Source organism: Streptomyces sp. NPDC059355, from assembly GCF_042752335.1.
Taxonomy (GTDB): domain Bacteria; phylum Actinomycetota; class Actinomycetes; order Streptomycetales; family Streptomycetaceae; genus Streptomyces.
Genome location: NZ_JBHYXN010000003.1, coordinates 206,154 through 224,705 on the forward strand (window position 1 = coordinate 206,154; position 18,552 = coordinate 224,705).

At 72.9% G+C, this 18,552-nt stretch carries 17 protein-coding genes; 14 read left to right on the top strand and 3 right to left on the bottom strand.

All coding sequences use genetic code 11. The annotated features are described in order from the left end of the window. Window positions 1-60: 60 nt before the first annotated feature. On the bottom strand, window positions 61-807 hold the full coding sequence (locus ACFXGI_RS04600; protein WP_384703180.1) for a FadR/GntR family transcriptional regulator: 747 nt from the start codon (window positions 805-807) through the stop codon (window positions 61-63). 77 nt (window positions 808-884) lie between these two features. Here ACFXGI_RS04600 and ACFXGI_RS04605 point away from each other — a divergent pair, with 77 nt between their 5' ends. The 4 genes from ACFXGI_RS04605 to ACFXGI_RS04620 all read left to right on the top strand — a co-directional run bounded on the left by ACFXGI_RS04605 (window position 885) and on the right by ACFXGI_RS04620 (window position 5,901). Next, window positions 885-2,249, top strand: a complete 1,365-nt coding sequence (locus ACFXGI_RS04605; RefSeq protein ID WP_384703183.1) for a glutamine synthetase family protein — start codon at window positions 885-887, stop codon at window positions 2,247-2,249. Between the two features lie 72 nt (window positions 2,250-2,321). Next, entirely contained in the window at window positions 2,322-3,674 is a 1,353-nt protein-coding gene (locus ACFXGI_RS04610) for an aldehyde dehydrogenase family protein (protein WP_384703442.1), read from the top strand. A gap of 7 nt (window positions 3,675-3,681) precedes the next feature. Next, window positions 3,682-4,473 (top strand): 3-oxoacyl-ACP reductase, encoded by a 792-nt coding sequence (locus ACFXGI_RS04615; RefSeq protein ID WP_384703186.1) that lies wholly within the window; start codon window positions 3,682-3,684, stop codon window positions 4,471-4,473. Window positions 4,474-4,614: 141 nt separating this feature from the next. Continuing rightward, a complete protein-coding gene (locus ACFXGI_RS04620) occupies window positions 4,615-5,901 on the top strand; it encodes a haloacid dehalogenase-like hydrolase (RefSeq protein WP_384703188.1) in 1,287 nt (428 codons plus the stop codon). On the opposite strand, the gene ACFXGI_RS04625 is transcribed toward ACFXGI_RS04620, so the two are convergent. Continuing rightward, a complete protein-coding gene (locus ACFXGI_RS04625) occupies window positions 5,898-7,103 on the bottom strand; it encodes an amino acid deaminase/aldolase (RefSeq protein WP_384703191.1) in 1,206 nt (401 codons plus the stop codon). The two genes, ACFXGI_RS04620 and ACFXGI_RS04625, sit on opposite strands and share 4 nt — an antisense overlap. A 180-nt stretch (window positions 7,104-7,283) precedes the next feature. Here ACFXGI_RS04625 and ACFXGI_RS04630 point away from each other — a divergent pair, with 180 nt between their 5' ends. Genes ACFXGI_RS04630 through ACFXGI_RS04640 form a run of 3 tightly spaced genes read left to right on the top strand, consistent with a single transcriptional unit; the run spans window position 7,284 to window position 10,005 of the window. Beyond that, on the top strand, window positions 7,284-8,060 hold the full coding sequence (locus tag ACFXGI_RS04630; RefSeq protein WP_384703194.1) for a hypothetical protein: 777 nt from the start codon (window positions 7,284-7,286) through the stop codon (window positions 8,058-8,060). Continuing rightward, a complete protein-coding gene (mycP, locus tag ACFXGI_RS04635) occupies window positions 8,057-9,253 on the top strand; it encodes a type VII secretion-associated serine protease mycosin (protein ID WP_384703196.1) in 1,197 nt (398 codons plus the stop codon). Before ACFXGI_RS04630 ends, mycP begins: the two co-directional genes overlap by 4 nt. 2 nt (window positions 9,254-9,255) lie before the next feature. After that, on the top strand, window positions 9,256-10,005 hold the full coding sequence (locus tag ACFXGI_RS04640; protein ID WP_384703199.1) for an SseB family protein: 750 nt from the start codon (window positions 9,256-9,258) through the stop codon (window positions 10,003-10,005). Window positions 10,006-10,095: 90 nt separating this feature from the next. On the opposite strand, the gene ACFXGI_RS04645 is transcribed toward ACFXGI_RS04640, so the two are convergent. Then, window positions 10,096-10,482 (bottom strand): DUF1844 domain-containing protein, encoded by a 387-nt coding sequence (locus tag ACFXGI_RS04645; protein WP_384703202.1) that lies wholly within the window; start codon window positions 10,480-10,482, stop codon window positions 10,096-10,098. 404 nt (window positions 10,483-10,886) lie between these two features. Between ACFXGI_RS04645 and infC the strand changes: the two genes are divergently transcribed. From infC to pheT, 7 genes are all read left to right on the top strand, one after another. Then, on the top strand, window positions 10,887-11,624 hold the full coding sequence (infC, locus tag ACFXGI_RS04650) for a translation initiation factor IF-3 (protein WP_384703205.1): 738 nt from the start codon (window positions 10,887-10,889) through the stop codon (window positions 11,622-11,624). A gap of 104 nt (window positions 11,625-11,728) precedes the next feature. Beyond that, window positions 11,729-11,923 carry a 50S ribosomal protein L35 gene (rpmI, locus tag ACFXGI_RS04655; RefSeq protein ID WP_030860183.1) on the top strand — a complete coding sequence of 65 codons (195 nt, stop codon included), beginning with the start codon at window positions 11,729-11,731 and terminating at the stop codon, window positions 11,921-11,923. 104 nt (window positions 11,924-12,027) lie between these two features. Continuing rightward, the gene (gene rplT / locus ACFXGI_RS04660) at window positions 12,028-12,420 is read left to right on the top strand and encodes a 50S ribosomal protein L20 (protein WP_030860181.1); all 393 of its coding nucleotides are present in this window, start codon (window positions 12,028-12,030) and stop codon (window positions 12,418-12,420) included. Between the two features lie 149 nt (window positions 12,421-12,569). Further along, window positions 12,570-13,436 carry a TrmH family RNA methyltransferase gene (locus tag ACFXGI_RS04665; RefSeq protein ID WP_384703209.1) on the top strand — a complete coding sequence of 289 codons (867 nt, stop codon included), beginning with the start codon at window positions 12,570-12,572 and terminating at the stop codon, window positions 13,434-13,436. A gap of 56 nt (window positions 13,437-13,492) precedes the next feature. Next, window positions 13,493-14,734 (top strand): ATP-binding protein, encoded by a 1,242-nt coding sequence (locus ACFXGI_RS04670; RefSeq protein ID WP_384703212.1) that lies wholly within the window; start codon window positions 13,493-13,495, stop codon window positions 14,732-14,734. 152 nt (window positions 14,735-14,886) lie between these two features. After that, window positions 14,887-16,014, top strand: a complete 1,128-nt coding sequence (pheS, locus tag ACFXGI_RS04675) for a phenylalanine--tRNA ligase subunit alpha (protein WP_384703215.1) — start codon at window positions 14,887-14,889, stop codon at window positions 16,012-16,014. Further along, the gene (pheT, locus tag ACFXGI_RS04680; RefSeq protein ID WP_384703218.1) at window positions 16,014-18,542 is read left to right on the top strand and encodes a phenylalanine--tRNA ligase subunit beta; all 2,529 of its coding nucleotides are present in this window, start codon (window positions 16,014-16,016) and stop codon (window positions 18,540-18,542) included. The genes pheS and pheT overlap by 1 nt, the downstream gene beginning before the upstream one ends. Window positions 18,543-18,552 lie beyond the last annotated feature (10 nt).

Consider the following 18,552-nt stretch of genomic DNA (forward strand, 5'->3'; position numbering starts at 1 on the left):
CGGTTCCAGGGGGTGTCTTGCCGATCGGGCCGGGCTCCGGCCCGATCGGCAAGACACCCCCTAGGTCAGAAATCCGCGCAGCAGGGCGGCCGTTCCGCAGCAGTGTTCGCGCATCACCTCGCGCGCCGCGTCGGCGTGGCGCTCCAGCACCGCCTCCACGAGCGCGCTGTGCTGCTGCTGGGAGTGCTCCAGGTTGCGCACCAGCAGCGGGATGCAGTCCAGCAGGTCGTTCACGGTGGCCCGGACGGCGGCGTACTGGGCCGTGAGGCTGGCCGATCCGGCGAGCTCGCACAGGGTGAGGTGGAAGAGCGTGTCCTGGCGGCGGTAGTCGGTCAGCGGCGCGTCATGGGTGGCGGTCAGTGCGCCGAGCAGCCGCTCGGAGCCCTCCTCGGTCAGCCCCTGGGAGGCGCACAGTCCGGCCGCGCCCACCTCCAGGACCTCGCGGAACCGCAGAGCGTCCTCGATGTCCACGCCCACCACGCGCCGGCGCAGCTCGTCCTCGGTGCCGCCGGCCGGGGTGTCGGGGCGGGGGAGCACGAACGTTCCGCCGTACCGTCCGCGACGGGCCTCCACCAGGCCCTGGTCCTGGAGAACCTTCAGCACCTCGCGCAGGGTGACCCGGCTGATCCCCATCCGCTCCGCCAGCTCCCGCTCGGGCGGCAGCCGTTCGCCGCCCGGCACCAGGCCCAGTCGGACCACCTGGAGGATCTGCTCCAGGGCCTCTTCGAAACCGTTGCCCGCCCGCACCTGCCGCAGTACCGGATTCAGCCGCGCGATCGCGCCGCCTTCGCTCGCCGTGTCGGTCATCTCGGCTCCTCCCCTTCCCAAGCAATGGTTCTATTCAATACCTTAGGGCTTCTCGGCTCACCGAAGGAGAGATTCCAGTGGTAGACCGCAAGCCGCCGCTCGCGCCCGAGGAGCTCCGCGCTCTCGTGGCGAGCGGCGAGATCGACACCGTGGTCCTGGCCTTCCCCGACATGCAGGGGCGGCTCCAGGGCAAGCGGTTCGCCGCACAGTTCTTCCTCGACGAGGTCCTCGCCCACGGCACCGAGGGCTGCAACTACCTCCTCGCCGTCGACACGGACATGAACACCGTCGACGGATACGAGATGTCCTCCTGGGACCGGGGCTACGGCGACTTCGCCATGCACCCCGACCTCGCGACCCTGCGCCGGATCCCCTGGAACCCCGGCAGCGCCTTCCTCCTGGCCGACCTCGCCTGGAACGACGGCTCGCCCGTGGTCGCCGCGCCCCGGCAGATCCTGCGCCGCCAGCTCGAGCGCCTCGCCGGGCACGGGTACACGGCCATGGTCGGCACCGAGCTGGAATTCATGGTCTTCCAGGACACCTACGAGCAGGCCTGGAACTCCAACTACCGCGGGCTGACCCCCGCCAACCAGTACAACATCGACTACTCGGTCCTCGGGACCGGCCGCATCGAGCCCCTGCTGCGCCGGATCCGCAACGAGATGCAGGCCGCGGGCCTGGTCGTCGAGTCCGCGAAGGGCGAGTGCAACCTCGGCCAGCACGAGATCGCCTTCCGCTACGACGAGGCGCTGACCACCTGCGACCAGCACGCCGTCTACAAGACGGGCGCCAAGGAGATCGCCTCCCAGGAAGGCGTCTCGCTCACCTTCATGGCCAAGTTCGACGAGCGCGAGGGCAACTCCTGCCATATCCACCTCTCGCTGGGCGACGCCGACGGGCACAACGCGATGGCCGGCGACGGTCCGGGCGGAATGTCACCGGTGATGCGACACTTCCTGGCCGGCCAGCTGGCCGCGCTGCGCGACTTCTCCCTTCTCTACGCCCCGAACATCAACTCGTACAAGCGTTTCCGGCCGGGATCCTTCGCGCCGACCGCCGTCGCCTGGGGCGTGGACAACCGGACCTGTGCGCTCCGAGTCGTCGGCCACGGTCGCTCCATGCGCTTCGAGAACCGCCTCCCGGGCGGGGACGTGAACCCGTACCTCGCCGTCGCCGGCCTGGTCGCGGCCGGGCTCTACGGCGTCGAGAACCGCCTCGAACTGCCCGAGGCCTGCGCGGGCAACGCCTACACGGCCGACTTCGCGCACGTCCCCACCACCCTGCGCGAGGCCGCGGAGCTCTGGGAGAACAGCGAGATCGCCAAGGCCGCCTTCGGGCCCGAAGTGGTCGCCCACTACCGCAACATGGCCCGCGTGGAACTGGACGCGTACGACTCCGCCGTCACCGACTGGGAGCTGCGCCGCTCCTTCGAACGCCTGTAGCCACCCCCCCGTAGCCACCCTCACCGAACTCCTGAGAGGCACCACGTGTCCGATGCGCCGGCCCCCTTCAATCTGAGCGTGTTGAATCCGGCCACCGAGGAAGTCGTCGCCATCGTCCCGGCCGCCACACGGGACGATGTCGACGCCGCCGTCGCCCGGGCCGCCGCCGCCCAGCGCGGCTGGGCGGCCGCGGCCCCCGCCGACCGGGCCCGGCTGCTGCGCCGCTTCGCCGCGGTCGTCGACGGGCACATCGAGGAGCTGGCCCAGCTGGAGGTCCGCGAGGCCGGACACACCATCGGCAACGCCCGCTGGGAAGCCGGCAACGTCCGCGACCTGCTCGAATTCGCCGCCGGGGGAGTGGAGCGGCTCTCCGGCCGGCAGATCCCCGTCGCCGGCGGCATCGACGTCACCTTCCTCGAACCCCTCGGCGTCATCGGCGTGATCGCCCCGTGGAACTTCCCCATGCCGATCGCCGCCTGGGGCCTCGCCCCGGCCCTGGCGGCCGGCAACGCCGTCCTCCTCAAGCCCGCCGAGACCACCCCGCTCACCGCACTGCGCCTCGCCGAACTCGCCCTCGAAGCCGGGATCCCCGAGCACCTCTTCCAGGTGCTCCCCGGCCTCGGCACCGTGGCCGGGGACGCGCTCGTCGAGCACCCGGGCGTCGCGAAGATCGTCTTCACCGGATCCACCCCGGTCGGCAAGCAGATCATGGCCAAGTGCGCCGACCGGGTGAAGCGGGTCACCCTCGAACTCGGCGGCAAGAGCCCCAACATCGTCTTCGCCGACGCGGATCTGGAGGCGGCCGCCGCGGCGGCGCCGATGGCCTTCCTCGACAACACCGGCCAGGACTGCTGCGCCCGTACACGGATCCTCGTCCAGCGCTCCGCGTACGGCCGGTTCCTGGAGCTGCTCGCCCCCGGCATCGAGGGCGTCGTGGTCGGCGACCCCGCCGACGAGAAGACCCAGATGGGGCCGCTGATCTCCCGCGCGCAGCTGGACCGCGTACGGTCGTACGTCACCGACGACCTCACCGCGATCCGCGGCACCGCCCCCGACGGCCCCGGCTTCTGGTACCCGCCGACCCTCGTCACGGACGTCGCCCCCACCGCGCCCGTGGCGACCGCGGAAGTGTTCGGCCCCGTCGCCGTCGTCCTGCCCTTCGAGGACGAGGAGGACGCCGTACGCCTGGCCAACGCGACGGAGTACGGGCTCTCCGGCTCCCTCTGGACCCGCGACATCGGCCGCGCGCTGCGCGTCTCGCGCGCCGTCGCCGCGGGCAACCTGTCCGTCAACTCCCACAGCAGCGTCCGCTACTGGACCCCCTTCGGCGGCTACAAGCAGTCCGGACTCGGCCGCGAGCTCGGACCCGACGCCCTCACCGCATTCACCGAGACCAAGAACGTCTTCATCAGCACGGAGGCCTGAGCCCATCATGACCACTTCTGACACCGAGATCGTCTGCCGCCGCCTGGTCGGCCGCACCGCCGTCATCACCGGAGCCGGCAGCGGCATCGGCCTCGCCACCGCTCGCCGCCTGGCCTCCGAGGGCGCCAACGTGGTCTGCGCCGACATCGACGGGACGGCCGGCAAGGCCGCCGCCGAGGAGGTCGGCGGCCTGTTCGTGAAGGTCGACGTCACCAGCCCGGAGGAGGTCGAGGCCCTCTTCAAGACCGCCTTCGACACCTACGGCTCCGTCGACATCGCCTTCAACAACGCGGGCATCTCGCCCCCGGACGACGACTCGATCCTCACCACCGGCCTGGAGGCCTGGAAGCGGGTCCAGGACGTCAACCTCACCTCCGTCTACCTGTGCTGCAAGGCCGCCCTGCCGTACATGCAGCGCCAGGGCCGCGGCTCCATCATCAACACCGCCTCCTTCGTGGCCATCATGGGCGCCGCCACCTCGCAGATCTCGTACACCGCCTCCAAGGGCGGCGTGCTCGCCATGTCCCGTGAGCTCGGCGTGCAGTTCGCCCGCGAGGGCATCCGCGTGAACGCGCTGTGCCCGGGGCCGGTCAACACCCCGCTGCTGCAGGAGCTGTTCGCCAAGGACCCGGAGCGGGCGGCCCGCCGCCTCGTGCACATCCCGCTGGGCCGGTTCGCGGAGCCCACCGAGATCGCGGCCGCCGTCGCCTTCCTGGCCAGCGACGACTCCTCGTTCATCAACGCCACCGACTTCCTGGTCGACGGAGGCATCTCGGGCGCGTACGTCACCCCCCTGTAGGCCTCCGCCGGCGGGCGCCGCGGCCCCCGACCGTTCACCCGCATGCCTTCCCCACGACAGCCGGGCGTCGCACGACGCCCGGCTGTCGTGTTCTACCGTCCGAGATGATCTTCGTAGGAACGTTAGGGAGTGTTCACCTCAGTGACCCCACGTAGCACCGTCCGACGGCTCCAGGCCGTCGGCGCCGCCGCAGCGATCGCCGCCGGCACCCTCGTCGCCAGCGCGCCCGCCGCCCAGGCGGCCCACTGCACCACCCCACGGCTCGCGGCCGGCTGGTACGGGGACAACCAGGCCCGGCTCCAGCAGCTGATCGACGAGTACGGCAAGTGCAACCCGTACCGGCCGAACCGCACCAAGCCCGTCGCGGTCTTCGACTGGGACAACACCGTCGTCAAGAACGACGTCGGCGACGCCCAGATGTACTGGCTGCTGCGCAGCGGCAAGATCCGCCAGCCCGCCGCCGGGGACTGGACCACCACCAGCCGCTACCTCACCCCGGCCGCCGCCCGGGCCCTCGCCGACGCCTGCGGCGCCCTCGCCCGTCCCGGCGCCCCGCTGCCCACCGGCACCCCCGCGGGCACGGGCTGCGCAGACGAACTCGCCGCCGTCTACGGCACCGCCGCGACCCGCTCGGGCGCCGCCGCCTTCGCCGGCTGGGACCACCGCACCATCGAGCCCGCGTACGCCTGGCTGCCCCAGCTGATGCAGGGCTGGACCGCCCGCGAGGTCCGCGGCTTCGCGGCGGCCGCGCGGGCCGAGAACCTGGCCGCGCCCGTCGGCGCCAAGCAGCGGGTCGGCACCGCCGACGTCACCGGCTGGGTCCGCTACTACGACCAGCAGAAGGACCTCATCGGCGGCCTGCAGAAGGCCGGCTTCGACGTCTGGATCAGCTCGGCCTCGCCGCAGCCGGTCGTCGAGGTCTGGGCCCGGGGCGTCGGCGTCGCCGCGGACCACGTCATCGGCATACGCAACACGACCGCGTCCGGCGGGAAGCTCACCGCGCACCTGCAGGGCTGCGGGTCGGTGAAGGACGGCGCCGACACGATGATCACGTACATCGACGGCAAGCGCTGCTGGATCAACAAGGAGGTCTTCGGCGTGCGCGGCGCGGCCGCCGAGAAGGTCCAGCCGGCCGCCCGCCGCCAGGTGTTCGCCGCGGGCGACTCCGACACCGACATCTCGTTCCTGCGGGACGCGACCGCGCTGCGGCTGGTGGTGAACCGCAACAAGAACGAGCTGATGTGCCGCGCCTACGACGACAGCGACGGCAAGTGGATCGTGAACCCGATGTTCATCGAGCCGAAGAAGCAGAAGAGCACCCCGTACCCGTGCTCGACCACGGGCTACGTCGACCGCGACGGCACCCCGGGCCCCGTCCGCCGGGGCGACACGAGCGTCATCCCCGACCAGACGGACACCGTCTACTAGAGGAAGGTACGGCCCTCGCCCCGGTAGGTCGGGGCGGTGGCCGTCACCCGGTCGCCCTCGACGAGGTGCAACTCGTCGAAGCGCTCGCACAGTTCGCCCGCCTTGGCGTGACGGAACCAGACCCGGTCGCCGATCAGCAGATCGTCGGCCGGGCTGCCGAGCAGCGGCGTCTGCACCTCGCCGGCCCCCTCCTGGGGGTCGTAGCGCAGACCCTGCGGGAGGTACGGGACCGGGAGCCGGTCCGCGCCGGCCGCGCCCGAGGCGGGGTATCCGCCGCCCAGGACGGTGACCACGCCGACGCCGGGCCTGCGGACCACCGGCTGGGCGAAGAGGGCGGCCGGGCGGCCGCGGAAGGACGTGTAGTTGTCGAACAGCCGCGGTACGTAGAGCCCCGAGCCGGCGGCGATCTCCGTGACCGCGTCCTCGGCGGCGGTCTGCTGGACGCTGCCGGTGCCGCCGCCGTTGACGAACTCCAGGTCCGGGACGACCGCGCGGACGGCCCGTACGGCCTCGGCGCGACGGGCCGCGAGCTCCTTGCGGGCGGTGGCCTGCATGAGCCGGATGGCGCGGGAGCGGAAGGGACGCCCGGCGAGGGCGTCCCCGACGCCGGCGACGTGGCCCTCGTACCCCATGATCCCGACGACGCGGAAGCCGGGGCGGGCGGAGACGGTACGGGCGAGGTCCGCGAGCTGGGCGGGCTCGCGCAGCGGCGAACGGCGGGCGCCGACGCGGATCCTGCCGCCGAGGATGTGGAGGGCGGTGTCGAGCTCCAGGCAGACGCGGATCTCCTGCGTCCCGCCTTCGCGTGCCCCGTCGATCAGTTCCAGCTGGGCGGGGTCGTCGACCATGACGGTGACGGCCGCGGCCAGCTTGGGGTCGCCCGCGAGCTCGGCGAAGCCGGTGCGGTCGGCGGAGGGGTAGGCGAGGAGTACGTCCTCGAACCCGGAGCGGGCCAGCCAGATGCTCTCGGCGAGGGTGTACGACATGATCCCGGCGAACCCGGGCCGGGCGAGGACCCGTTCGAGGAGTGCACGGCAGCGGACGGACTTGCTGGCGACGCGGATCGGCTTGCCGGCCGCGCGGCGGACGAGATCGTCGGCGTTGGCGTCGAACGCGGCGAGATCGACGATGGCCAGGGGCGCGTCGAGGTGCGCGGTGGCCCGGTCGTAACGGGCCCGGTCTCCACTGGCGGGAAGATTCATGGCGGCAGCCTGCCAGATGGTTCTACCGGTGGGTAGGGGCGTGCGGCCGCTGGGCGGCCCGTGACCGCGCCCGGACATCACGCCCCGATCGACGGCGGGGCCGCAGCGGCCCGGGGCGGGGCGGTGAGGGCGCGTAGAGTACGGGTGGCAGCCGGACGGAACGGGGGGCGGAGCCGCCGGATGAGTGCGTCTACACCGCAGACCGCGGTCCTGGCCGAGCCCGTGGCCCGATCCGGACCGGGGCGGCGCGGGGCCGGGCGCGGCGCCGCCGTCGTGGTGTGCGCCGTGCTCGGGGTCGGCCTCCTCGGGGGAGCAGGGGTCAGCGGATGGGCCGAACAGCGCGACGCCCACCGGCCCTTGGCCGCCGGCGCCGCCTACCGCAAAGCCGGATCGCTGTGGCGTGAGACGCCCGTGGACAGCCTGTTCCCGCCCGTCCTCGACGGCGGCGAGGCAGGACCCGGCGGAGCGGACCGCACCTGGACGCGGGTCGCGCTCGCACCCGACTCCGACTGCGGACCCGCGCTCGCCGCCGACTGGCAGGCGGCCCTCGCCGCCACCGGCTGCACCCGGGTCCTGCGCGCCACCTACAGCGACGCCACCCGCAGTTCCCTCGTCACCGTCGGCATGGTCTTCACCCCCGCCGACGCGGTGGGGATGGAGGCGCTGCGCGGACGCCTCCCGGCCCCGCCCGGCTACGGCTTCGCCGACAGCCAGCGCGCCGCCTGGACCGCGTCGGTGGTTCCGCAGGCCCCCGTCGTCGTCTACGCCGTCTCAGCGTTCACCGACGGCCGCACGCTCGACGCCCCCCGCCCCGCCGAGGACATGATGCGCAAGGACGCCACCGGAGCCGTGGCCCAGGCCGGCCTCGGCCACGAGGCCAAGGCCGTCGCCGACCGGATGCAGCGCACGCTCCGCACCCTCGCCGCACCGACCGCCCCCGCCGGAGACCCGCGATGACCCCCTCCCGGGCCGCCGTCGCCCTCGTGCTCGGGGCGGTGCTCGTCGGGGTCGGCGCAGGGCCGGCCGGCGCCGACAACATCCGCGATCGGCAGTGGGGGCTCACCGCGTTGCGGGCCGAGGAGGCCTGGGGGACCACCCGGGGCGCCGGGGTCACCGTCGCCGTTCTCGACACCGGGGTCGACGGCTCCCACCCCGACCTGGCCGGGCAGGTCCTCGACGGGACCGATCTGATCGGGATGGGCGCCGGGCGCGGCGATCGGGCCTGGGCCCGGCACGGGACCGCCATGGCCGGGATCATCGCCGGGCACGGCCACGGCGGCAACCGCCGCCAGGGCGTCCTCGGCATCGCCCCCCAGGCCAGGATCCTCCCCGTCCGCGTGATCCTCGAAGAGGGCGACCCCGGCCGGGCCGAGGCCCGCGAGAGCAAGGGCGGCGCGCTCGCCGAGGGCATCCGCTGGGCCGCCGACCACGGCGCGAACGTGATCAACCTCTCCCTCGGCGACGACAGCGACTCCGCCCACCACGAGGCCGCCGAGGACGAGGCCGTCCAGTACGCCCTCGCCAAGGGCGTGGTCGTCGTGGCGTCGGCGGGCAACGGCGGCCGGCAGGGCGACCACGCCTCCTACCCGGCCGCCTACCCCGGGGTCATCGCCGTCACCGCCGTCGACCGCGGCGGCCGCAAGGCCGACTTCTCCACCAGCAACTGGTACGCCACCGTCAGCGCCCCCGGGGTCGACGTCGTCATCGCCGCCCCCGACCGCGCCTACTACGAGGGCTGGGGCACCAGCGCGGCCTCCGCCTTCGTCTCCGGCGCCGTGGCGCTCGTCAAGGCCGCCCACCCGGACCTCTCCCCGGCCCAGATCAAGAGACTGCTGGAGCAGACCGCCTCTGACACCCCGCCCGGCGGCCGCGACGACTCCCGCGGCCACGGACTCGTGGACCCCGTCGCCGCCCTCCAGGCCGCCGACGCGCTGCGCGCCGAGCCGCCGGTCCCCGTACCCGTCGCGGCCGGGCAGCCGTACTTCGGCCCCGGCCCCGAGCCGGTCCGGGCCGCCGGGCGCGGTACCCGGCTCGGGGCCCCGGCGGCCGCGGCCGCCGGGCTCGCGCTGCTCGTACTGGCCCTCGTACTGGCCCGCCGCCCGCGAGGCGCCCGACGGGACCCGGACCCGGACCGGGATAGGGTCGGGTAACTGTGGCGAACAAAAACATTCCCGACCCCGGCTTCTCCGACGACGACGGCTCCGCCGACCCCCGGCTGAGCGCGGCCCTGGCCGCCTGGTCCGCGGACCGGGCGAAGGAGCCGGACGTGCTGGCGGCCCTCAAGGGCGCCCGCCTGCTGGTCCCGGTGGTCGCCGTGCTCGGCGAGGTCGAGACCGACCCGGAGACGGGCCTCAGGCGCGAGAAGACCAGCGACATGGCCGTCCCGACCCTGCGCGCGGGGGACCGGCGGGCACTGCCGGCGTTCACCTCGATCGCCTCGCTGGCCCTCTGGGACCCGGCCGCCCGACCGGTCGCCGTACCGCTGCACCAGGCCCTGGCCGCCGCCGCGCACGAGAAGGCCGACACCGTGGTCCTGGACCTGGCCGGCCCCGTCACCTACCAGCTCACCGGCCCCGCGCTGCTCGCGCTGGCCGAGGGCCGCACCGACGCCGGCCCGCTGGCCGATCCCGCGGTGCGCGAAGCCGTACGGGCCGCCGTGGCCGCGGAGCCGGCCGTGCTCCGCGCCCACCTCGGGCCGGGCGGGGCGGACGCCGACGGCACGCTCGCGATCGTGCTGGCCCCGGGGGCCCCGGGGGCGCAGGCCCACACCGCGGCCCGCCGCGTGGCCGAGGCGCTGGCCGCCGACGAGACCCTGCGGGCCCGCCTCGTGCACGGGCTGGACCTGGCCCTGCTCCCGGAGGAGGCCCCGGCCCCGTCCGGTGAGCCGCTCTTCACCCGCTGAGCGCCGGAAACGCCGGAACCCCCGGAAATGCTGGAAACGACGAAGGGCCGGGGCAGTGCCCCGGCCCTTCGCCGTACGTGTACGGGCGGCTCAGCCGAAGACCGGGCCCGTGAACTTCTCGCCCGGACCCTGGCCCGGCTCGTCCGGCACGATCGAGGCCTCACGGAAGGCGAGCTGCAGCGACTTCAGGCCGTCGCGCAGCGGGGCCGCGTGGAAGGAGCTGATCTCGGTGGCGCTCGCCGTGACCAGGCCGGCGAGGGCCGTGATCAGCTTGCGGGCCTCGTCGAGGTCCTTGTGCTCGGAGTCCGGCTTGTCCAGGCCCAGGTTGACCGCAGCGGCGCTCAGCAGGTGCACGGCCACCGTGGTGATCACCTCGACGGCGGGCACGTCCGCGATGTCGCGGGTTATGGCGTCGTAGTCGGGGGCGTCCGGCGTGCTGCCGGCCTCGGTGGCGGGGGTGGGGGTCGCGTCAGTCATGCCTCACACGATAAGCCGGGCCGTGCACGCCGCCGACCGGGCCCCGGGTCGGCACGACGGCGACCGGGCCCGGGTCGGGACCGCGCCGACACCGCCGGGTGAGCGGACCTGCCGCGGAATGCTATATTGGGCTGACGACCGGCCGGAGACGTATGTCCCCGGCCCACAAGTGGAGGCTCCGCTCTCCCACCCGACCACCCTCCGGGGCGGCGGGTCACCGGTCAGGTGGCATCCATCGTTCCGTACGGACGATGGAAAGCTGCCCGAGTCTGCGCCCCGCGATCGCATGCGGCGGTGCTCCGGTTGTATTGGAGCCCCTGCCTGTGCCTCGGCGGGGCATTTTTCATGTTCCGCCGCGGTTGGTCTGACGACATCAGACGTCAGCGGCTGTCTGCCAGGCAGCCGTGTGGTGCTACCGAGGAGGATCCATCAGCACCGAGCCCCGCATCAACGACCGGATTCGCGTTCCCGAGGTACGACTCGTCGGTCCCAGCGGTGAGCAGGTCGGCATCGTGCCGCTTGCCAAGGCCCTTGAGCTGGCGCAGGAGTACGACCTCGACCTGGTCGAGGTCGCGGCGTCCGCACGCCCGCCGGTCTGCAAGCTCATGGACTACGGCAAGTTCAAGTACGAGTCGGCCATGAAGGCCCGTGAGGCGCGCAAGAACCAGGCGCACACGGTCATCAAGGAAATGAAGCTCCGGCCGAAGATCGACCCGCACGACTATGACACCAAGAAGGGTCACGTCGTTCGGTTCCTCAAGCAGGGCGACAAGGTCAAGATCACGATCATGTTCCGTGGTCGCGAGCAGTCCCGGCCGGAACTCGGCTACCGACTGCTGCAGCGTCTCGCTTCGGACGTCGAGGACCTCGGGTTCATCGAGTCGAACCCGAAGCAGGACGGCCGCAACATGATCATGGTCCTCGGTCCGCACAAGAAGAAGACCGAGGCGATGGCCGAAGCCCGCGAGGCGCAGGCCGCCCGCAAGGCCGAGCGCCAGGGTGTCGCCACCGACGAGGCTCCTTCCGAGGACGCCCCCGTCGAGGAAGGCACCGAGGTCGTCTCTGCCGAGACCGAAGCCGCGGCCGACGCCGAGGCCGAGGTCACCGAGGCCGCCTCTCCCGAGGCACCGGCCGAGGCCTGATTCCGAGGCAGCCTGTCTCGGATCACCGACACAACATGACGCTCCCTGGCGCCGGTCCCCCACCGGACCGGCGGGGGCGCCACCGACGAGGAGATAACGGCGCCATGCCGAAGAACAAGACGCACAGCGGTACCAAGAAGCGCTTCAAGGTCACCGGCTCCGGCAAGGTGCTCCGCGAGCGCGCCGGCAAGCGCCACCTGCTCGAGCACAAGTCGTCCCGTGTCACCCGCCGCCTGACCGGCACCGCGGAGATGGCCCCCGGCGACGCCGCGAAGATCAAGAAGCTTCTCGGCAAGTGATGTTCTCCGCTCCCGCGCAGGGAGCGGATGAGCGTCAAGACCGGGACCCCATCGAATTCGGGCCGTGTGAAGACACCCGCGGCCCCGCTACAAGGAGTTAAAAAGTGGCACGCGTCAAGCGGGCAGTAAACGCCCACAAGAAGCGCCGGGCGATCCTCGAGGCGGCCTCCGGCTACCGCGGTCAGCGTTCGCGCCTGTACCGCAAGGCCAAGGAGCAGGTCACCCACTCGCTGGTCTACAACTTCAACGACCGCAAGAAGCGCAAGGGCGACTTCCGTCAGCTGTGGATCCAGCGCATCAACGCCGCTGCCCGCCAGAACGGCATGACGTACAACCGCCTCATCCAGGGTCTGAAGGCCGCCAACATCGAGGTGGACCGCAAGATCCTCGCGGAGCTGGCCGTCAACGACGCCAACGCCTTCGCCGCGCTCGTCGAGGTTGCGCAGAAGGCGCTCCCGGCCGACGTGAACGCCCCGAAGGCCGCTGCCGCCGCCTAAGCAGCAGGCAGCAAGCAGCACGCTTCGCGCGCAGCAAGCCCTTCACAGGCTTCAGCCCGGACCCGCAGGCCCCGTGCCTGCGGGTCCGGTGCGTTGTAGCCGATCCACCTGTTTCGACCCGCAGTACGTACGGAAGCGAGCCGACCGCCATGGGTACCCCCGCCCCCGCCGAGCTGATCTCCCCCCGATCCCCGCGGGTGGCCGCCGCCAGGCGACTGGCGCGGCGCAACTTCCGCACCAAGGAGCGCCGGTTCATCGCCGAGGGCCCGCAGGCCGTCCGCGAGGCCGTCGAGCACCGGGGCGCCGGCGGCGCGTCGACCCTGATCGAGCTGTTCGCGACCGTGGAGGCCGCCGAGCGCTACGAAGGGATCGTCGAGGCCGCGCTGGCCGCCGGCGCGCGCGTCCACTACGCCTCCGACGAGGTGCTCGCCGAGGTCTCGCAGACCGTCACCCCGCAGGGGCTCGTCGGCGTCTGCCACTTCCTCGACTCGCCGTTCGAGGACATCCTCAGGGCCGAGCCCAAGCTGGTCGCCGTCCTCGCGCACGTCCGCGACCCCGGGAACGCCGGCACGGTGCTGCGCTGCGCCGACGCCGCCGGGGCGGACGCCGTCGTCCTGACCGACGCCTCCGTGGACCTCTACAACCCGAAGTCCGTACGCGCCTCCGTGGGCTCGCTCTTCCACCTGCCGGTGGCGGTCGGCGTCCCCGTCGAGCAGGCCGTCGAAGGGCTGCGGGCGGCCGGCGTGCGGATCCTCGCCGCCGACGGGGCCGGCGAGGACGACCTGGACGCCGAGCTCGACGCGGGCACCATGGGCGGTCCCTCGGCCTGGGTCTTCGGCAACGAGGCGTGGGGCCTGCCCGAGGAGACCAGGGCGCTCGCCGACGCCGTCGTACGCGTCCCGATCCACGGCAAGGCCGAGAGCCTGAACCTCGCCACGGCCGCCGCCGTGTGCCTCTACGCGTCCGCGCGTGCACAGCGGGCTCCCGGAGGGTGCCGCTCCGTGACCCCCAGCTAGTAATGTGGCGGCCCGGGGGGCCCACTGCGCTACTCGGAGATGTGGGGTACGGGGAGATGACCGTCGGTACGAACAGCTCGCCAGGGGCCGTGGCGGCGTCCGGGACGCCGTCCCTGGCGGCCGTGCCCCCGCAGGGCGGCGCGGGCCGCGCCGCTCCGGCCGCACCCGAGGCCCGTGAACCGCGCGAGACCCGCGACCCGTCCGGGCCCGGCGAGGTCCCCGGGTTCACCGCGCTCGGGATCGACCCCGACGACCTCCCCGACGGGCTCGTCGTCGCCGACCACGCCGGCCGGGTGATCTGCTTCAACTCCGCCGCCGCCCGGATCACCGCGCTGGCCCCCGGCGGGGCGCTCGGCGTACGGATCGACCGGGCGCTGCCGCTGGAGGACCTCGACGGCCGCCGCTGGTGGGCGCTGACCGATCCGTACGGGGGCCTCGCCACCCGGCGCGGCCAGCCCGAGCGCAACCTCCTGCTGCCCGGCGGTCGCGAGGTGCTCGTCTCCGCCCGCTACGTACGCACCCATCCCACCGGCCCGCTGCGCCACCTCGTCGTCACCCTGCGCGGCACCGAGGCGCGCCGGCGCACCGAGCGCAGCCACGCCGAGCTGATCGCCACGGTCGCGCACGAGCTGCGCTCGCCGCTGACCTCCGTCAAGGGGTTCACCGCGACCCTGCTGGCCAAGTGGGAGCGGTTCACCGACGACCAGAAGCGGCTGATGCTGGAGACCGTCGACGCCGACGCCAACCGCGTCACCCGCCTCATCACCGAGCTCCTCGACATCTCCCGCATCGACTCCGGCCGCCTGGAGGTGCGCCGCCAGCCGGTGGACATCGCCACCGCCGTGGGCCGCCACGTCCAGGCGCTCACCGCGAACGGCCAGGCGCCCGACCGGTTCCTCGTACGGGTCGGCTGCGAGCTCCCCGATCTGTGGGCAGACCCGGACAAGATCGACCAGATCCTCGGCAACCTCCTCGAAAATGCGGTGCGGCACGGCGAGGGAACGGTCACCATCGACGTATCGCCGACCAGCCTGACGAACGCAGCGGGCAAGACCGAGAAGGGAACCGCCGTCACCGTGACCGATGAGGGCCCCGGTATCCCCGAGGAGTCCATGGGCCGCGTCTTCACCCGCTTCTGGCGGGGCAGCAAGCGCGGCGGCACCGGTCTGGGCCTGTACATCGTCAAGGGCATCGTCGAGGCCCACGGCGGCACCATCACGGTCGGCCGCGGCCCCGGCGGCGGCGCCGAGTTCCGATTTATCCTGCCCGTGGGAGCGCCTGCCTACCTCACGCAGTAACCCTGCGGAGCGTCTCGCCAGGCGGCCCACGGGCTCCTTCACCCCCAGCGACCTTTAGACTCGTCCTTTGGCACCTTTGCGTCCTTGTGCCGAGCGCGTCGAGCGTGTCGCGCGGGGGACCCACCAGCCAGCCATCGGAAGTACGGGAAGAGATGTCGGCACCGAACAAGTCGTACGACCCTGTCGAGGTCGAGGCACTGAAACCGGAAGAGATCGAGCGCATGCGGGACGAGGCGCTCGCCGCCTTCGCGACCGCCGGCGACCTCGACGCGCTGCGTGAGGCGAAGACCGCGCACATGGGCGACCGCTCGCCCCTGGCGCTCGCCAACCGCGAGATCGGCGCCCTGCCGCCGCAGGCCAAGGCCGAGGCGGGCAAGCGCGTGGGCCAGGCCCGCGGCGCCGTCAACAAGGCCTTCGGGGCCCGCACGGTCGAGCTCGAAGCGGAGCGCGACGAGCGGGTGCTGGTCGAGGAGGCGGTGGACGTCACGCTGCCCCACGACCGCGTCCCCGCCGGTGCCCGGCACCCCCTGACCACGCTGATGGACCGCATCGCGGACATCTTCACGGCCATGGGCTACGAGGTGGCCGAGGGCCCCGAGGTCGAGGCGGAGTGGTTCAACTTCGACGCCCTCAACTTCACGCCCGACCACCCGGCGCGCCAGATGCAGGACACGTTCTTCGTCCAGGGCCCCAAGGGGACCGAGGGCGACGAGTCCGGCGTCGTGCTGCGCACCCACACCTCCCCGGTGCAGGCGCGCTCGCTGCTCGACCGGGAGCCTCCCGTGTACGTGGTGTGCCCGGGCCGGGTGTTCCGCACCGACGAGCTCGATGCGACGCACACCCCGGTCTTCCACCAGGTCGAGCTGCTCGCCGTGGACGAGGGCCTGACCATGGCCGACCTCAAGGGCACCCTGGACCACATGGTCCAGGCGCTCTTCGGCAAGGACATGACCACCCGGCTGCGCCCGAACTTCTTCCCGTTCACCGAGCCGTCCGCCGAGATGGACATGCAGTGCTACGTGTGCCGCGGCGAGTCGGTGGGCAACCCCGACCGTCCGTGCCGCACCTGCTCCAGCGAGGGCTGGATCGAGCTCGGCGGCTGCGGAATGGTCAACCCCAAGGTGCTCATCGCCTGCGGTGTGGACCCCGAGAAGTACAGCGGGTTCGCCTTCGGGTTCGGCATCGAGCGGATGCTGATGTTCCGCCACAACGTCGAAGACATGCGAGACATGGTCGAGGGTGACGTCCGGTTCACCCGGCCGTTCGGGATGGAGATCTGATGCGGGTCCCGCTTTCTTGGCTGCGGGAGTACGTCGACCTGCCCGCGGGCGAAACCGGTCGTGACGTACAGGCCAAGCTCGTAGATGCCGGCCTCGAGGTCGAGAGGGTCGAGCAGCTCGGCGCCGGCCTCAAGGGCCCCCTGGTCGTCGGCCAGGTGCTGACCATCGAGGAGCTCGAGGGCTTCCGCAAGCCGATCCGTTTCTGCACGGTCGACGTCGGCCGGGCCAACGGCACCGGTGAGCCGCAGGAGATCGTCTGCGGCGCCCGGAACTTCTCCGTCGGCGACAAGGTCGTCGTGGTCCTGCCCGGCGCGGTGCTGCCCGGTGACTTCGCGATCGCCTCGCGCAAGACGTACGGCCGCACCTCGCACGGCATGATCTGCTCCGGCGACGAGCTGGGCATGGGCGACGACGGCACGCACGGCATCATCGTGCTCCCGCCGGAGCACGAGGTCGGGACCGACGCGATCGAGCTGCTCCAGCTCGTCGACGAGGTCCTCGACATCGCCGTCACCCCGGACCGCGGCTACTGCCTGTCCATGCGCGGCGTGGCCCGTGAGACCGCCACCGCGTACGGCCTGCCGCTGCGCGACCCGGCGCTGCTCGACGTGCCCGCGCCGAACTCCTACGGCTACCTGGTCAAGATCGACGACCCGGCCGGCTGCGACCGCTTCACCGCCCGTACGGTGACCGGCCTCGACCCCGAGGCGAAGTCCCCGATCTGGCTCACGCGGCGCCTGCAGAAGGCCGGCATGCGCCCGATCTCGCTCGCCGTCGACGTCACCAATTACGTGATGCTCGAACTGGGCCAGCCGCTGCACGCGTACGACCGCTCCCGCCTGGACGGCGCCATCGGCGTGCGCCGCGCCGAGCAGGGCGAGAAGTTCACCACCCTCGACGGGGTCAAGCGCACGCTCGACGCCGAGGACCTGGTGATCACCGACAACAGCGGGCCGATCGGCCTCGCCGGTGTCATGGGCGGCGCCAACACCGAGATCGCCGACTCCGTGACCGACCCCGAGACCGGCATCGTCTCGGGCACCACGGACGTCGTGATCGAGGCGGCCCACTTCGACGCCCTGACGATCTCGCGCTCCGCCCGCCGCCACAAGCTCGCCTCCGAGGCCTCCAAGCGCTTCGAGCGCGGCGTCGACCCGCAGGCGCCCTCCGCGGCCGCGCAGCGGACCGTCGACCTGCTCGTGCTGCTCGCGGGCGGCACCGCCGAGGCCGGGGTCACCGAGCTCACCGCCCCGGGCGCCCCGCGTACCGTCGCGATGCGCGCGGACCACCCGGACCGGGTCGCGGGCATGGACTACGGCCGCGAGACCGTCGTCCGCCGCCTCCAGGAGGTCGGCTGCGACGTCTACGGCCAGGACGAGCTCGTCGTCACCGTCCCCTCGTGGCGGCCCGACCTCGCCGAGCCCAACGACCTCGCCGAAGAGGTCATCCGGCTGGAGGGCTACGGGAACCTCCCGTCGACCCTCCCGAAGCTGCCCTCCGGCCGCGGTCTGACCGCACGCCAGCAGCTGCACCGCCGGGTCGGCCGCGCGCTGGCCGGCGCCGGCTACGTCGAGGCGCTCAGCTACCCGTTCGTCGGCGAGGGCGTCTTCGACCAGCTCCAGCTGCCCGCGCACGACGCGGCCCGCCAGGTCGTCAAGCTGGTCAACCCGCTCTCCGACGAGGAGCCGGCGCTGCGCACCACGCTGCTGCCGGGCCTGCTGGGCGCGCTGCGCCGCAACGACAGCCGGGGCAGCCACGACCTCGCCCTCTTCGAGACGGGCTCGGTCTTCCGGGCCGGCCCGCGGCCGGGTGTCGCCGTACGGCTGCCCGTCGACCGGCGTCCCACGGCCGAGGAGATCGCCACGCTGAACGCCGCCCTGCCGGCCCAGCCGCGGTACGCCGCGGTCGTGCTGGCCGGTGCGCGCGAGCAGGCCGGCTGGTGGGGCAAGGGCCGCCCGGCCGACTGGGCGGACGCGGTGCAGGCCGCGCGCTCGCTGGCCGCCGAGGCCGGTGTGGACCTCGTCGTGCGCCAGGGCCGGTACGGGCCGTGGCACCCGGGCCGGTGCGCCGAGCTGATCGTCACCCTGAACGGGGTGGAGACGGTCATCGGGCACGCCGGTGAGCTGCACCCGCGCGTCGTCAAGGCGATGGGCCTGCCGGCCCGCACCAGCGCCATGGAGCTCGACCTGGACCGCCTCGCGGCGGCCGGCGGCGAGGCCGTGGAGGCGCCCCGGATCTCCACCTTCCCGGTGGCGACCCAGGACGTCGCGCTGATCGTCGACGCCTCGGTCCCGGCGGCCGACGTCGAGACCGCGCTGTGCAAGGGCGCCGGCGAACTGCTGGAGTCCCTGCGGCTGTTCGACGTGTTCACCGGTGAGCAGGTGGGCGAGGGCAAGAAGTCCCTGGCGTACGCGCTGCGCTTCCGCGCGGCCGACCGCACGCTGACCGCCGAGGAGTCCACCGCCGCGCGCGACGCGGCGGTGGCGCTGGCGGGCGAGCGTACGGGCGCGGTGCTGCGCGGGGCGTAACCGCTGCGTG

What these genes read in the sequence shown, in the direction of transcription:
- ACFXGI_RS04600 (WP_384703180.1), bottom strand. Translation starts at nt 807, where the DNA reads ATGACCGACACGGCGAGCGAAGGCGGCGCGATCGCGCGGCTGAATCCG.
- ACFXGI_RS04615 (WP_384703186.1), top strand. Translation starts at nt 3,682, where the DNA reads ATGACCACTTCTGACACCGAGATCGTCTGCCGCCGCCTGGTCGGCCGC.
- ACFXGI_RS04625 (WP_384703191.1), bottom strand. Translation starts at nt 7,103, where the DNA reads ATGAATCTTCCCGCCAGTGGAGACCGGGCCCGTTACGACCGGGCCACC.
- ACFXGI_RS04630 (WP_384703194.1), top strand. Translation starts at nt 7,284, where the DNA reads ATGAGTGCGTCTACACCGCAGACCGCGGTCCTGGCCGAGCCCGTGGCC.
- mycP (WP_384703196.1), top strand. Translation starts at nt 8,057, where the DNA reads ATGACCCCCTCCCGGGCCGCCGTCGCCCTCGTGCTCGGGGCGGTGCTC.
- ACFXGI_RS04645 (WP_384703202.1), bottom strand. Translation starts at nt 10,482, where the DNA reads ATGACTGACGCGACCCCCACCCCCGCCACCGAGGCCGGCAGCACGCCG.
- rpmI (WP_030860183.1), top strand. Translation starts at nt 11,729, where the DNA reads ATGCCGAAGAACAAGACGCACAGCGGTACCAAGAAGCGCTTCAAGGTC.
- ACFXGI_RS04665 (WP_384703209.1), top strand. Translation starts at nt 12,570, where the DNA reads ATGGGTACCCCCGCCCCCGCCGAGCTGATCTCCCCCCGATCCCCGCGG.
- ACFXGI_RS04670 (WP_384703212.1), top strand. Translation starts at nt 13,493, where the DNA reads ATGACCGTCGGTACGAACAGCTCGCCAGGGGCCGTGGCGGCGTCCGGG.
- pheS (WP_384703215.1), top strand. Translation starts at nt 14,887, where the DNA reads ATGTCGGCACCGAACAAGTCGTACGACCCTGTCGAGGTCGAGGCACTG.
- pheT (WP_384703218.1), top strand. Translation starts at nt 16,014, where the DNA reads ATGCGGGTCCCGCTTTCTTGGCTGCGGGAGTACGTCGACCTGCCCGCG.